This window comes from Candidatus Yanofskybacteria bacterium, from assembly GCA_003514055.1.
Lineage (GTDB): Bacteria > Patescibacteriota > Minisyncoccia > 2-02-FULL-40-12 > GWA2-44-9 > UBA12115.
Genome location: DOSG01000002.1, coordinates 151,603 through 166,592, shown reverse-complemented (window position 1 = coordinate 166,592; position 14,990 = coordinate 151,603). Strand labels below are relative to the sequence as shown.

The 14,990-nt window shown below is 43.5% G+C and carries 16 protein-coding genes and 4 tRNA genes; 3 read left to right on the top strand and 17 right to left on the bottom strand.

Going from position 1 to position 14,990, the window contains the following annotated elements; all coding sequences use genetic code 11:
- Positions 1–97 precede the first annotated feature (97 nt).
- The 11 genes from DEG18_01495 to DEG18_01445 form a co-directional block, all read right to left on the bottom strand.
- Complete coding sequence (locus DEG18_01495) at positions 98–1,195, bottom strand: hypothetical protein (protein ID HBX58268.1); 1,098 nt, start codon at positions 1,193–1,195, stop codon at positions 98–100.
- 119 nt (positions 1,196–1,314) lie between these two features.
- Entirely contained in the window at positions 1,315–4,254 is a 2,940-nt protein-coding gene (locus DEG18_01490; protein ID HBX58267.1) for a hypothetical protein, read from the bottom strand.
- 109 nt (positions 4,255–4,363) lie between these two features.
- Positions 4,364–4,434 (bottom strand) — tRNA-Trp (locus DEG18_01485).
- Positions 4,435–4,451: 17 nt separating this feature from the next.
- Complete coding sequence (gene rpmG / locus DEG18_01480; protein HBX58266.1) at positions 4,452–4,616, bottom strand: 50S ribosomal protein L33; 165 nt, start codon at positions 4,614–4,616, stop codon at positions 4,452–4,454.
- A gap of 25 nt (positions 4,617–4,641) precedes the next feature.
- Positions 4,642–4,714: transfer RNA gene (locus DEG18_01475), tRNA-Thr, on the bottom strand.
- A gap of 23 nt (positions 4,715–4,737) precedes the next feature.
- Positions 4,738–4,821 (bottom strand) — tRNA-Tyr (locus tag DEG18_01470).
- 195 nt (positions 4,822–5,016) lie between these two features.
- Positions 5,017–5,091 (bottom strand) — tRNA-Thr (locus DEG18_01465).
- 5 nt (positions 5,092–5,096) lie between these two features.
- Positions 5,097–5,759, bottom strand: coding sequence for a hypothetical protein (locus tag DEG18_01460; GenBank protein HBX58265.1), 663 nt, complete (start codon positions 5,757–5,759; stop codon positions 5,097–5,099).
- Positions 5,760–5,768: 9 nt separating this feature from the next.
- Complete coding sequence (gene tsf / locus DEG18_01455; GenBank protein HBX58264.1) at positions 5,769–6,221, bottom strand: translation elongation factor Ts; 453 nt, start codon at positions 6,219–6,221, stop codon at positions 5,769–5,771.
- Positions 6,214–6,900, bottom strand: a complete 687-nt coding sequence (rpsB, locus tag DEG18_01450) for a 30S ribosomal protein S2 (protein ID HBX58263.1) — start codon at positions 6,898–6,900, stop codon at positions 6,214–6,216. The genes tsf and rpsB overlap by 8 nt, the downstream gene beginning before the upstream one ends.
- A gap of 285 nt (positions 6,901–7,185) precedes the next feature.
- Positions 7,186–7,830, bottom strand: a complete 645-nt coding sequence (locus tag DEG18_01445; protein ID HBX58262.1) for a hypothetical protein — start codon at positions 7,828–7,830, stop codon at positions 7,186–7,188.
- A gap of 278 nt (positions 7,831–8,108) precedes the next feature.
- Here DEG18_01445 and DEG18_01440 point away from each other — a divergent pair, with 278 nt between their 5' ends.
- From DEG18_01440 to DEG18_01430, 3 genes are all read left to right on the top strand, one after another.
- Positions 8,109–8,375, top strand: coding sequence for a 50S ribosomal protein L31 (locus DEG18_01440; GenBank protein HBX58261.1), 267 nt, complete (start codon positions 8,109–8,111; stop codon positions 8,373–8,375).
- 186 nt (positions 8,376–8,561) lie between these two features.
- Positions 8,562–9,377: a peptide chain release factor 1 gene (locus tag DEG18_01435; GenBank protein HBX58260.1), complete on the top strand. Its 816-nt coding sequence runs from the start codon at positions 8,562–8,564 to the stop codon at positions 9,375–9,377.
- A gap of 9 nt (positions 9,378–9,386) precedes the next feature.
- Positions 9,387–9,893, top strand: a complete 507-nt coding sequence (locus DEG18_01430) for a hypothetical protein (GenBank protein HBX58259.1) — start codon at positions 9,387–9,389, stop codon at positions 9,891–9,893.
- A 44-nt stretch (positions 9,894–9,937) separates the two neighbouring features.
- On the opposite strand, the gene DEG18_01425 is transcribed toward DEG18_01430, so the two are convergent.
- The 6 genes from DEG18_01425 to DEG18_01400 form a co-directional block, all read right to left on the bottom strand.
- Positions 9,938–10,627 (bottom strand): 50S ribosomal protein L25, encoded by a 690-nt coding sequence (locus tag DEG18_01425; GenBank protein ID HBX58258.1) that lies wholly within the window; start codon positions 10,625–10,627, stop codon positions 9,938–9,940.
- Positions 10,628–10,697: 70 nt separating this feature from the next.
- Positions 10,698–11,555: a tagatose-bisphosphate aldolase gene (locus tag DEG18_01420; GenBank protein ID HBX58257.1), complete on the bottom strand. Its 858-nt coding sequence runs from the start codon at positions 11,553–11,555 to the stop codon at positions 10,698–10,700.
- A gap of 34 nt (positions 11,556–11,589) precedes the next feature.
- Positions 11,590–12,831: a hypothetical protein gene (locus DEG18_01415; GenBank protein ID HBX58256.1), complete on the bottom strand. Its 1,242-nt coding sequence runs from the start codon at positions 12,829–12,831 to the stop codon at positions 11,590–11,592.
- Between the two features lie 6 nt (positions 12,832–12,837).
- A complete protein-coding gene (locus tag DEG18_01410; GenBank protein ID HBX58255.1) occupies positions 12,838–13,818 on the bottom strand; it encodes a hypothetical protein in 981 nt (326 codons plus the stop codon).
- The gene (locus DEG18_01405; GenBank protein ID HBX58254.1) at positions 13,811–14,464 is read right to left on the bottom strand and encodes a hypothetical protein; all 654 of its coding nucleotides are present in this window, start codon (positions 14,462–14,464) and stop codon (positions 13,811–13,813) included. The genes DEG18_01410 and DEG18_01405 overlap by 8 nt, the downstream gene beginning before the upstream one ends.
- On the bottom strand, positions 14,457–14,894 hold the full coding sequence (locus tag DEG18_01400; protein HBX58253.1) for a ribose-5-phosphate isomerase: 438 nt from the start codon (positions 14,892–14,894) through the stop codon (positions 14,457–14,459). The genes DEG18_01405 and DEG18_01400 overlap by 8 nt, the downstream gene beginning before the upstream one ends.
- Positions 14,895–14,990: the final 96 nt, after the last annotated feature.

The following is a 14,990-nucleotide window of genomic DNA, read 5'->3' as shown; positions in this document are numbered from 1 at the left end:
CTGCCCTAGGGCAGTTTTGTTTTTTAATCGCTTAATTATCAATGCAGCTTCCTCAGTATCATTAATTAAAAACCGAGCGTTAGCTCGGCGTTGTTTTTTATTCAGTTTTAATTTTGAACATTCTTTCGATTTGCATGGAAACAAACTGTCCGATCATCCCACCGTACAGAGTACCCATCGTATACGGAATAAGCATATACATCGGCAAAACTTTTACCACCAACAAGTGGGCCGTTAGGTACCACACACCGTTGGAGAATATAGATGCCCAGAGCAAATAATTTTCATTCTTTCTTTGTCTAGCACGACTCACGTTAGTGAACGATATGCTTTGGGCAGTAGCCGCAAACAGTAGTACCGCTACTGGGGCGATAGTTTCGAATCCAAAGAAATAGAATTGAGGAAGAATGAATAATGTCGTGAAAAGAATTTCGGGAAGAGCAATATATATTTTTCCCGCCTTATTGAGGTGCCCATCAAACGAAGCACCAAACTTCTTTACGATGCCTTTAGCCATCTCAGCGCCGACTATACTGCCGATCGCTCCCCCACCCATCTGTGGCAATAACAGGTACCACGTCATCTGTTGCTCGACTAATATTTTCAGGCTGATGAACTTCACCAAGACCTGAATGAAAGTTGCAACGTAGTGTATAGTATAATTGTTTGCGTTGCGGGTGATGGTGGTGATTGAGAATCCTAAGCTATCAATTAGTGATAGTCCCGCAATTATCAAAACGATCTTCAGGCTGTAATCCCCTACCAGAGACTGACCAATAATTAGTAAGACTAGAAAAATTAGAGATGGCCAAAATCTGACTAGCTGACTAGAACCTTTGTCGGCGATACTACCAACCTTAGCTCCAATTTTATTCTCAATGTATTGAGATAAATTATTACCCTTAAGAGTTCCGTAGCAAGTGCCAACAAGATACGCCGGTAGAAGGACGAGTGGCAGATTATTGATTGTTAGATATCTGAAGGTCGCGAAGAATACGCCACTAGCCAGGAACATCGCGATGATGTGATATAGATTGCTGTCCCTCATCCTAGCCCGAGACTGTAGACCATAGGCAACGTTTTGGAAGAAAGCCATCGCCGCAATAAAAATAATTACTTCGAGCGATGCGCCATACATATAAGCACCCGCTACAGAGGCTAGACCCAAAAGACCCAATACTCGTTTCTGTTCCATACAATCCTCTTTTTCAAATAACCGCTATAAAACTACAGAAATTGTTAAACGGAGTCAATCCTACCATAGAAGCCCACCCAATAGAGTAAACAAAAAGTCCCCATAATGGGGACTATAACTTATACTGGATTCGGGAGGAACGAATCCCAATCGAATTTACGTACTTCTCCATAATACTTATTGAGATGATCCAGCCTGATCGTCCTCGTCAATATGGGTCCTTTATCTGGACCAAAAGCCGGTAAACCGACGAACGATACTCCAGCGTTATTAGGGGCGAAACCATTCTCGCCGTATTGGTCAGTGTGAGTACCCGCACCACCCATGTGGTATATGGTATCAGCAGTATTAACCTGGGCAAGGAAGTGCTTATCACCGTAAATCTTAAGCGTGACTCTACCGGTAGCAATATTAGAGTAGTCACCCCTCTGCTTGTCGTTTCTAACCGCACCCAGGAGAGGATCATTCCAGCTTCCCATGCGCGGCGGAGTCGAACTAAAGGCCAAACCATATTCATATCCATTGCCAGGAGCCTGCACAGTTCCCCAAGCAAAGTATTCGTTACTATATAGCGGCGATCTTACGTATCTTTCGACAAACTCGTGATTAGTCATCCAGAAACTGTTCTGGAGAAGCATCGTACGAAGCTTATCAGCGAATATGAAGCCTTCGGTGAGTCTCTTCTCTACGGTTCGAGCGAAGTGATTGCCCGTTCCAAAGTTGATTATGGCCACATCACGCGAATCGTAAGTGATATCATCTTGGAATTGACTAACGCCCTTTACGAGAATGCCCGAATTTTTTGCTCTTCGAAGCAAGGCATCATAGAAATCGATATTCGGCTCTATCTGCCTCTTGAATACTGCCAAGATCTGATTCTCAGGATAATCGATACCCCTAATTTGGTACTGACTTAGAGTGAACTTCTGCATCTCTTCCATTATCTTGAGCACTTCCTTAATATCTGCTCTCGCTCTGGCATCAGCCAAGGCCTTTTCCCATTTTTTGTGAATCATCAGATAGTCTTGCTCGTGTGGGTCTGGCTGGAATTGAGTCTCGTAGTGATTGCCTTGAGTGAAATCGTCATTAACCGTTAACATGTGTATGGGCATCCTGCCGTTGAACAGTCCGGCTTCGCGCATCATATTGGCTGCAGCTTCAGCTACGCCAAGATGAATCTTGCGGTCATTGTCCCACAGATAGACCTTAGAACGCGATCCCCAGTGAGGATCGGTCGCAGTCTCAACCCATATGTATCTCGTATTTAGATACGGGATCTTGTTTATGGCGGGAGCACTGCCTTTAGCCAGCTTGATATCTGGATCAAGGGCTCCGACAGAAGTAACGTCTGGATCAATTAGGCCATTTATCAATCTAAGTCTGAGTACGCCAGATTTAAACTGTGGATCAAAAATTGCATTCTGAATCGGGTGAGCACTCGAAACAGTGTTGCGCAATCTTCCACGCAAGAAATCGTCGTCAACTGCGATTGGAGCAACCATCATTTGAACAGTATTGCTATTAGTGCGTCCAGAAACTTGCCTAGCCGTAAATCGATAATTGGTAGCATAGGGATGGCACACGACCGATGTTGGCGCCAACTGCTTTCTCAAAAGCTTCGGTCCGTGGGCACCAACGAAGCTCGAAAGAAGCATGTCAGTTACCCGACCATGGCCGGGAACCACAATTTCAATTACCTGATTTCGGAACTTGATAAACGTATTGTTTTTTCCTATTACCTTACAATTGGGAATAGATTCTTCGAACTTCTTCACCACCATCGCAGTGATTATCTTGGCAAACCTGTTCCTATCTTCGGGCCGAACATTGGTGACAATTGTTCTCTGATATTCTCTTCGTAGCTCAGCAATCTTTTTGGCCAGAGCCTTAAGCGTCTTGACGCTTGGCTTAGCCTTGCGTTTCTCGCTTATGAAAGCTCTCTCGGCAATTTTCTTCTCAGCCATTATCTTATCTTGCTTTACAAGGGTAAGATATCTGATTTCCTGATAAGCGGCGCTATCAATTAGATCTGCTTCTTTTTTGCCCAATACTACAAAAACTGGGCCATCAAACTCCGGTTCACCGTTTGGTCGATGCGACACCTTCACCCAACCGTCCATAACATTTGCGTATATTTCAGCAATCGTTTCGTAGACCACTGAATCACGCGGCATGCTTTGGATGATATCCTTGGCTTGCGGCCGATAAGATGGATCCAAAACTGCCAAACTAGTATTAATACCAGAGATAACGGCCCTCCTAATAAAGTTCGGCCCAGCTGAGGCCTTAGTCGTTGATACGTCGATTGTATTCACCAAGATAACGGCCACATCTCCATTTTTTCTGGCGTCGGCCAGAGCGCGCCTCGGAACGTTGTCTTTTATGACTCGGCTATAGGCAATGCCTAGGTTCGCACCATTCAATATGGAGATGGACGGACTTTCGATGCCATCGGCTACAGATATTTCAAACGGATTGTTAATACTCGTCGCTGGAAGTTCGTACGCTTCATCTTTTGCAGACATCCCCCTAATATCCAATCTACCCATTCCAGGCACAAACATAACCGGGTGCTTACTGATAGTAACGCCCGATATTAGCTTAGCCCTTTCTCTGACGAAAGATATCGGAATATTGGGATTGTACTCTGCAAATTTTTCCGGAGTCAGACCATCTCGAATTGAGCTAGTCAAGAGAACTACTAGATTATCAGTCCAGATAAGCTCTTTAGCTCGCTTCTTGAGCTGTGCCTGAGTCAAGCCCTTAAGCTTATCCGGCATCTCTGACTTAAGAATATCCAGGATTTTCGATATCCCCTTCCTAGCCAACTCTCCAGAAGCTATTAGATCTACGAGACGGACATCGTAAGGCTTCGATTTGTCACTTCTCTCGTCCTGCCTCACACGTTTAATATCTCTATTGGTAATAAAATTCCAAGCCTGCTTTATGCCTACACCAAATTCTCTGGCCGTCTCGAAGACTGGCTTATCTTTATCAGAAAGCTTTGCCTCAAAGTCTGAGATCCTTTGCGGATCCCAAGTAGCGAAGAATTTACTCATATATCCTCCAAGTTGTGAACGTTCTGAGCTCATGGTAACAAAGCAAAACAAAAAAACCATATTGACGTCATGGTTTTTTGTATCGGACTAGTAGCTTACTCAGTTTATGCGGGGGCACGAGGACTCGAACCTCGAAATCTTCTTTTGGAGAGAAGCAGTTTACCGTTAGCCTATGCCCCCACCAAAACCGGATAGATTTATCCGGTCATTTTAGCTTCTTTGTGAGGAGTACTTTTCTTACACCATTTGCAGAATTTCTTGTACTCTAACTTTCTCTCGACTTTTTTCTTGTTTCGATTGGCATAATAGTTTGCTCGCTTACAAACCGTACACTTCAATCTAATTAGATTATCTTGCGACATATTTTTTTATTTTAAATTAATAATGAGCCGTTGCGCGGATTTGAACCGCGGACCTACTCCTTACCATGGAGTTGCTCTACCAACTGAGCTACAACGGCAGAGATAACAATTATCACTACTGTGGGGGCGGTAGGATTCGAACCTACGTAGGCCTAAGGCCGACAGATTTACAGTCTGTTGTGATTGACCACTCCACCACACCCCCGTTTTTTTTCAAAAACCCTCTCCTCGCTAATCTTCTGGAGCCGGCAGAGGGATTTGGCTTCGCCTCTCAATCGCTTCCGCTTATTTCGGACTAGCCACCGCCTCGCGGTCTCGCTCGCCCACTGCTCACAAGACATCGCTCCGGCGTTCAAATCTTACCGGAGCAAATAAATTTGCTCCTCACTTACCAACATCCTGGAGCCGGCAGAGGGATTTGAACCCCCGACCTTCGCTTTACAAAAGCGTTGCTCTACCACTGAGCTATGCCGGCACTATTTATTTCTCGGCCGACTCATCTTCCGTAGATTCGTCATGCTTCTTCTTGATCTCATCTGCTCTCTCTAGCAACTTAGCCAGCTTTATTCTAGTTACATCGTCATCTGGATCTAGCTCGGCTGCAGTCTTGTATGATTCTACCGCATCCTCCATATTGCCCATTCTTTCATATAATCCAGCCAATAATTTGTAATTACTCGCCTCTTTCGGATTTTTGGCTATTTCAACTATGAAATCCTGCTCTTCTTTTCTCATTAGATCCATTACGTCAATCGGCTCTAGCCTTTGATCTTCAATCTTCTCCTTTCTACCTTCAGAAGTAGAAGCATTAGTCTCCACTACGACCCCTGCATCTTCGTTATCTACGTATATATCTCTGATCTTTTTTATTGTTGTGTCCATTGCCCGATCAATTCTCATAGATATAACTCTTAACTTTCTGAGAAACTTCTCAGCTTCTATCAGCCACACTTCTTTATACTCCGCCCAATTAATACTTTTGGCACCATTAACTATTTCCGGAAAATAGAGATAAAATAAACTGCCACCGATATCTTGATGCTCGGCTGTCAATTTTTTTAGATAAGTCATTTTACGCCAAACTACGATCGCTATCCCAATGATAGCGACTAGAGCCAAAGATAGTGGGATTATAATGAACATGGGCTTGGATTAAATCTCAAACACTTCAAACCTGCCAACTTGGATATTTTCTCCTATTTTCGCAATATTTGAATTAACTAAATCTCTTATCTTCATTGCCGGATCTTTTATAAACTCCTGCTCCATTAATTCTTCCACATTAGCCGGCTTTGTGGCGGCCACTTGCATAGCGATATCGTGGGCCAGCTCTTTAAAGCCTGCATTCCTAGCTACAAAATCGCTTTCGCACAATAACTCAATCATCGCTCCTTTGTTGAAGCCATGAATGTATGCCTCGACTATCCCAGACTTGAGTTCTCGATCAGATTTCTTATCGGCCATCTTTGAGCCAAGATTCTTTAGTATCTCCATGGTTTTGGCCTCATCGCCACCAGATTCCTCCAAGGCCTTTTTAATCTCGCCAAAAGATAGGCCCGTCGACTCTCTTAATTCTTTTACCTTATTTACGTCGATATTACTCATTTTTTAGTTCTTTTTTTATTGCGCTTATGATCATGTCTACCGACTTCTTCGATCTGTCATTGGCCGGTATCACATAATCTACGGAATCTGGGTCAGAATCGGTATTGGTTATACCGACTATTTTCACACTCATTTTCTTGGCTTCAGCGATAGGCAATGAGCTTTCCTTGAGGGAAGCCACAAAAACTACATCTGGCATCCTCGTAAGCTTCTTTAGCCCTTCAAATTTTACCTTCATCTTAGCTAACTCTCGATTAAAGAGTAACCTTTCTTTCTTGGTAAGCTTTTCGAACATCTCAGACACGACTTGCTTCTCCATTTCTTCGAGTCGTTTTACTCTCGAGTTTATAATCTTAAAGTTGGTTAAAGTTCCTCCAAGCCATCTATCCATTACGTAGGGCATGCCCAAAGAAACAGCTAAGTCTTTAACAGATTCAGTTGATTGTTTGGTTGGGGCCACAAATAGTATCATGCCCCCATCCTTGACGACCTTTTTTAGATACTCAGTTGTGAACTTCAACTGATTCATGGTCTTCAATAGATCTATTATACAGATACCGTCTCTAACAGTAAAAACGTATCTACCCATATTCGGATCGAAGACTGTCTTCTTGCGACCGAAATGCATACCAGCCTTTAGCATGTCCTCGTAGGACAAAGTTATGTTGTTTTCTGACATGATGATTATGCGCTTACGTGGAGCAAGATTGCCTAGTTTTTTACTGACAATCTTTGACCTTGGCGCTCTTGATTAATATGGTCGCCACAACATAATTGTCGTCGCGAACCAGGCCCGTTAAGGCAATGTACAATATATCAAATAAAGCGAAGGATGACAACTCCCCTTCCTTTCAGAAAGATGGCGGTCTTTTTGGCTTCAAAGACCGCCATCAAATTTTTAAACAAAAAAGCCCCGCGCTACGGAAGCGCGAGGCTAATCCGTGGCCGCGGGGCCAAATGAAATCTACTTCTTCTCTTTCTCTGGATCTGGTCGCTGCCAACTGGCGCCGACCAAGAACATCCAGCTCTTCGTATTGATGTTTCTGGACACGCTACCTGAGACCGAGATGGTCTTGGTAACGTTCTGCTTGTAGGCCACTCCGGGGATCGCATTCCAGGGATCGTCGAGGAAATCGAGAGCTCCGTACGAGAAGCTCAGCGGCCCGATGCTCATCGAGACCGATCCCAGGTATCCGTACTTAATGGCCTCTGGATTGGGCGGCTTTCCGTCGTAGCGCCACCCCGTCGGCTCCCATTGGCCGAAAAAGAAACACGGCCAGTGGAAAGTGCTCACGGAGACCTTCTGGCCGCCAACCTTGCCAATCGGCAAGTCCACGGACACAAGCGGTCCCGCCCAAGGCGCACCCTGCATGTAGCCCACGGATCCAGCCACGAATACTTCAGCCGGCCCGACCTTGACCTTCGGTCCCCAGAGGACCCAGGCCTGTTCCTGCTGGAACACCACCTCCAGCTTTCGCTCCTTCTCATTCTCGAACTGGATGGTACCAGTCAGGCCCGATGCTAGGGCATCCTGGCCAGACGTGACCGACCCGAAGGTCGGTTTGTAACTCTGCGCCGACGCCAGCGCCGGCACGAGAAGAACGATCATCGCGACAAGTACGGACAGCTTTCTCACCACTCACCTCCTGTATCGAGTTGACAAATGACAGTTATATATATTATATCATATTCCGGTAGATTTGCAAGTTCTTCGTTTCTGGAGGAAAATTGCTGATTCTGAGAGGCTCTCAGAGCGCGACTGGCGCGAGAAAGAGGGTGATTTTCAGTAGAAAATACAACCCGTACTCTCAGAATCATTAATTTCCCTCCGAGATTGACTTTCGGCTGATAATGTAATAGACTGTGTATGCTAATTTACTAACTATTATGAGAAAAGAGATACATCCAAAATATTTCCCAAACGCTGAATTTAAGTGCGCCTGTGGCAACAAATGGACCGGCGGATCGACCATGGAAAAAATAGAAACCAACATTTGCTCCAAGTGTCACCCATTCTATACCGGTACCGAGAAAATCGTTGACACCAGAGGAAGAGTCGATAAATATAAAAAGAGGCTCGAGAAATCAGCCCAAAAGTCAGCTGAAAAGGTTACTCACAAATCAGCTGTGCCGAAAAAGAAGAAAGCCAAATAGCCATACACGGTTCGGAATTATCATTTTTTCCGACCGATAGTCGAGCCGCTCCTGCGGCGGCTCGCTGTCTACACGCTCGGCCCTCGGAAGATCCAAGCCCTCGGGCCTGCGCGAGTTCTACAAAAATGACAATTCCAAACCCTTGATGACGGGTCTTTTTATTAGCGCTATAATAAATATATCATCATGTCAGATACACAATACGACTGGAGACAACACGTGCAACCAGCGACGCCCAAGCCAGGCAATCCCAATAACGAAGCTATCATCGAAATACGCGCCGGTGCAGGAGGAGATGAGGCCGGACTTTTTGCCGGAGATCTTTTGAATATGTACAAAAAGTACGCGGCTAGCCAGGGCTGGAAATATGAGCTACTCGATCAAAACATAACCGGAGTTGGCGGATTTAAGTCTGTAGTTTTTGAATTGAGAGGCCAAGCCGTATTTACGAAGATGAAAAATGAATCTGGCGTCCACAGAGTTCAACGAGTGCCAGATACAGAGAAGAGTGGCAGAGTCCACACCTCGACAGCTACAGTTGCCGTTTTACCCAAAGCAAGCGAAACAGATTTACATATAAGACCAGACGAGATAGAAGTCAGTTTTTCTAGAGCCGGTGGTCCAGGTGGACAGAATGTAAACAAGGTTGAATCAGCCGTCAGAGTGCTTCACAAGCCAAGTGGTATTGTCGTTTCGTGCCGAGAAGAAAGAACGCAACACGGCAACAGAGAGAAAGCCATGGCCCTATTAAGAACGAAGCTATTAGCCATTAAAATCGCCGAGTCTACTGGCAATATAACCGAAGAACGAAGAAAACAAATAGGCAGTGGCGATAGATCCGAGAAAATAAGAACATACAACTTCCCTCAAGACAGGATAACCGATCATAGAATAAAAAAGAGCTGGGGCAACATAGCCAAGATATTAAATGGCTACATGGATCAAATAACCGAAGCCCTGGATCGCCTAGACTCAACAGTCGAGACTGAAGTCATTAGATAAAAAAGAAAAATGGAGAATAGCCAAAATATTAAAATAGATTTGAAGAGTCCAATTTTTCAGCCTAGACCAGGCTGGGGCGGGATACTAAAGAATTGGGCCAAGAATAATATCTATTCGTCGTTAATCCCCATCCTCGTCATAGCTGGAGTCTTATCTGGTATACACATCATGTCTCGAAAGTATTCAGAATTCGCTAATAGAGAGATGGGCGCCACGCTAGCCGCGATTTCCAAGCCAACCATTGAATTAACCGCTCAAAAAGGTCAAGGCGTAGCCCATCTAGCTAGACAGGCACTCGATACCTATCTAGCAGACAATCCTGGTCAGCAATTATCAATTGGTCAGAAAATTTTTATAGAAACCTACCTTGCCAATTTATATCAAGATAGGCAAATCCAAATCGGCGACAGAATAACGTTTCAAAAAGACGACATGATCATAGCCATAGAGAAATCTAGATCTCTGACCACGGGCCAATTGGCCGAATGGGAGAAGTATAATAAGAAGAATAACTAGAAACATAAAACCCCCGNNCGGGGGTTTTATGTTTCTAGTTATAGTTATTCTTTAGCTTCCGTCGCCTCTGCTCCTTCTTCGGTCTCGTCAGCCTTCTCTCTCTTTATTTCCTCAACGTCCTCGACTGATACAGTTGTCTGTTCTAATTCTTTTTCAAGTTGTTCCTCAGTCTTCGGAGCTTGGACTATGGCGATCGTATCTTCCATATTAGCGATTATCTTAACACCGGCATCCACCTTGATATCACCTACGGCTAGATGATCTCCGATATTAACCATACTCGATATGTCGATTTTAATCTCGTGTGGTAAGTCTTGAGGTAAAGCTTCGACCTCGATTTCGCTGATATTCTTGACTAATATTCCACCCAGATCTTTTACAGCGGCTGACTCCCCCTCAAACTCAACCGGCACCATGGCTTTAATTTTTTCATCTAAATTAACTTTATAAAAATCTGCATGTACAACCGTATCTTTGATTGGATCAATAACAACATCATTGATAATGGTTGGATAGGACTTGCCTTCGAGGGTCAAATAAACCAAGGTCGATTCTCCAGCCAATTTAAGAGTCCTGTTGAAATCTTTGATTGGAACCTGCAAGGAAATTGATTCCTGTCCCCTGCCATAAAGAACGCCCGGAACCAAACCTTCTTTTCTGAGCTGGCTGACCTTAGCTCCAGTAACTTCTCTTTTCTGAGCTGATAATTCGATTTTGTCTTTTACGTGTTTCATATTTCCTATTTATATATGTATAAAAATTAGCCTATAGATAATAACACACAACCCTGGCTAAATCAATGGCCTATAGGCCAAGAAATAATTTAGTTTTAGCCATCACCACTTTTTTGACTTCTTCGTCGGCGGCGGCAAGATATTTATATGGAGTCACTTCTCCCGGCTGGGCATGTATGGCGTCATCTATACCCTCCTTATAGGCCACTCGCAATTCGGTATTAAAATGAATATTTGATATACCAGCTTCTATCGCAGCTCTGATATCGTCATCATCAAGACCAGACGCGCCATGCAAAACATAAAAGACACTCGGCATTGCGCTAATAATGTTTTTTAGATGAGCAATGTCGAGCCTCTCTTCTTGCTGAGTCACTATTCCATGAATATTCCCGAAAACAATGGCTAGCCTGTCTACTCCTGTTTTCTCTACGAAGTCTTTAGCCTCTTCTGGCTTGGTAAAATCTGCTGGACTTATCTCAATTTTATCTTGGACTTGAGATGAGCCTTTCATGTATCCTATCTCGCCTTCAACCGTTATGGCCATATTTAAAGATTTGGCATAATCGACAACTTTCTTAGTTACATCAATATTGTCAGAGTTAGAAAGATGAGAGCCATCCATAATTATGGAGTCGTATCCGGCATCCATGGCTTCTCTGCATTTTTCGAAGCTTTTAAAATGATCTGCGTTCAGAAACACTGGGAACTCAAGATCAATTCTAAGCGCCCCGACCATGGCTACAGCCTCTCTCAAGCCGATAAAATTGGCTTCCCCCTCAGATGTACCCACCATCACGGCTTCAGCTCCAGATTCCTTGGCTCCAAGTATAATTGTCTTGAGAACATCCTCGGTGACAAAGTTAAAATGGCCGATAGCTTGGCCCTTCTCCCTCGCCCGTTTTAAATAATAATTTAAATTCTCCATATTGTGTCCTAGGAAAGCTCATGCTCACTTTCCTCTATAGTTCAATGAATCCGTTAGTGATATTCTTATTGACTAATTCGTTAAGCTTATCTCGGCCCATATAATCAATAAATATTTTATTCCACAAAGCTTCTTGCTGATGATATGAGTATTTGACCTCACCCTTTTTAACCAAGGACATCACCGAATCTATGAGCTCAAAGCTCACAAGGCGCTCGCTAGCGCCATCTTTGAAGTATGAACTCACGAAATCAAGACCGTGCCAATAGCCCATATTCATTCCTCCGCCTTCGACGCTAAGTCCGCCTAAATCATGACCAACCTTGAACCAATGCTCCGCTTCTGGATTGACGTGCGGCTCAAATAATCTAAAGTCTAGCTCGTTATCTTTCGCTAGATATCTTTGAACGATACGCCAGTTTATATGGCCAGTACTAGGCACTGGATCTGGCGAAATATCACCCCTAAGTAAAGACTTAAATTTATTTATAAAATCTTGGTCCTTAGCATAGCCACGAAAGAGATCTGAGTAAAACGGTACCTCGTGTAAATAATGAAGTAGCAACGTAAACATTCTTGTCGTTTCTCCTGGAGTGTCTATTGGCAAGGGAATCACGAAGATAATACCAAATTCTTTTAAGTGGCTAAGGTTGTGATATTTTTTCTCAAGGAAGCTATTTGCGACTTTTAACCATTCCCCGCCTAGAATTTTTATATCCACTTCCCTCTCTTCAAAATCTTCAGGCGTCAATTCGCCATAGGCCACATCAAAGAAATTATGCATCCACTCCGTACTTTGAGTGAATCTTAATGAGCTAACTACGGAAGCAAAATCCTCTTTGGCCAGCAGCTGAGCCACCGTAGCGTGTCCGAAGTAACTGAGTAATTTATCGGGCTTAAATTTGTCCAATAGCTCAACGGCCTTCTCTTTCTTTATGAAGAAGCCCTTTGGTGGCGTGAATAAATTGAGTGCCGCCTTAGTTAATTTAACATCCGCTTCTTCTGGCTTAGATAAATCAGGCTCGTCTAATAGTTTAAAAAGATGCTGATCGAGGTGCATTAATCTTTCCATCAAGACCTTATAGACCACTTCCGCTTCAGAATCTTTGTGTAGCCCAAGCTCATTAAGCGTTCTCTCGACTAGGGTCTCATTCTCGTTAATTATTTTATCAATGATTCCGGCCTTACCGGTCAACGCTGTCATTCTCTGATCTAAGTCGGATAGTACCTGTGGTGGCGTCCTTAAAATCTTTGATAATTTGTCGTATGAGTCCATTTATTTTTATTTTATTTCAACTTTGACATCAACCAGATCGAATTTACCCGTATCACCAATTCTCAAGATCCCCTCTTTACCACCGTAATGCTGAACGACTGCCGTGGCGTTGGCAGTGCCAAGCTGTATGGCCCTAGGTATGTCGCTAGATCTTATATACTCCGACACAAACCCAGAGAAAAAAGCATCTCCGGCACCAGTTCTTTCAATTACCGGAGAATCTGGAATCCCAGCAGAATATATATTCTTACCATCAGAGACGGAGACTCCGCCCGGACCTTTCGTCATTATAAATATGCCATCTATGATTTCGTCCATAAAATTAAATAGCTTCCTCTCGTCGCTAAATGGTATTCCCGTTAAATTGGCGGCCTCTTCTTGATCCATGGATATGATTCTACAGTTCTTCAGCAGAGGCTTAATCACTTCTAGTCCCAGGGCCAGTTCTTTGGTGCCCGGATTCATCGCTACGCTAATGCCCCTAGATACAGCCCAATCAATACTTTTTTTAAATAAATCGAAGTGCCCACCCAGACTATTTAGCGACAACCATTTAGTATCGAGAAGATTGAAATCTATTTTATCCACATCAAAATGCTGGCCCTCACCCTTGTATGACAATATCGTCCTTTCGCCACCTTCTGAAACCAAAATAACAGAATAAGCAGTATGATCGTCATCATGTTTCTGAAAATATTCAGTATCGATATTCTCCCTATTCAATTCGTCCAGTAGCTCCTGGCCATTGAAATCATTTCCGATCACGCTGACGCAGGCCGTCTTAAATCCTTGGCGAGCAAAAGTAGTTGCGGCATTAGTGCCACCTCCACCAGAAGTGAAAATCATACTATCGATAGCTATCTTTGACCCAAATCCGAAACACAGCGCCTGACCAGTCGTGAACTCGTCACTCTTGGTAGGTTTTATTTTCTTCACGTCTAGAAAGACATCTTTAGTGGCTGAGCCTATGACAACAACGTCATGCATATAGAGTATTATTTATTGATTTATTTAAATCGTCTAGAGATTTTTTGATATCTTCACTCTTTAAAAAATAAGTTCCCATGATAAATATCGAGACTCCCGCTTTGACTAACTTCTCTATATTGCCCAAATTAACTCCGCCGTCAACCGCGATTGTTTTATTCGGATATATTTTTTTTACTTCCCTAATGTTGTCTACCACTTGATCTAGAAATTTATTACCGTAGAAACCAGGATCAACCGTCATCAATTGCACATAGTCTACTTTGTCGATCACTTCCGATAATCTATCGATTGCAGTCGTAGGGTTAACTACGACCCCAACTTGCTTACCGGCTTCATGTATATACCCGATCATTTTTTCACAAGTTGGCAAACCGTTCTCCAAATGAATAAAATATCTATCAACTTTCGTCTCTAGCCACTGCTTTATCGTTTCGCCAGGCATAGATACCATCAAATGGACATCAAAGCTGAGATCAGTTTCGATTCTGGGGATTTCTTCATATCCACTTATGGTCCTGGTTGGCGTGAAGTTTCCATCAGATATGTCTATGCTCACGCGATTAAAGAATGGCTCGTATTTACGGATAAAGCCTTCTAGCTGATCAAACGACTTGGCTATTATCGATGGGATGATCTCAATCATGTATAGTATTCAATTGACTGACTCGATCGTGGTATTTTTCTTCAGAAGAAAAGTCTGTGTTTAAAAAAGTTGAAACAATATCAAGAATCTCCACCTCCGGAGTATGGTCAGCCGCTAAGGCCAAAATGTTAATATCATCATCTTCTCTAGCTGATCGTATTTGGTCCACATCAATCGCTAGACCAGATCTGACATTCTCATGCCTGTTAGCTACAACGTCTACTCCCACCCCAGATCCGCAAATAATAATTCCACGGTCATCAAAATTCACAATTTTCTCAGCAACCAGCTCTGCGAAATCTACAAAACTGTCATCTAGATTTAACTCAAATGCGCCCACGTCCTCATAATCAAATTCATTCTCGGTTAACCAAGTTTTAATTTTTTCCTTAAACTCGAATCCTCTGTGATCTGCTCCAATATAAATCATGTCTTCATCAGATTAGAGCATGACTTTCTCGAGTACGGGTTGTATTTCTCTACTGAGAAATCACCCTCTCTCTCGGCGCCGTCGCGTCTGCGAGGG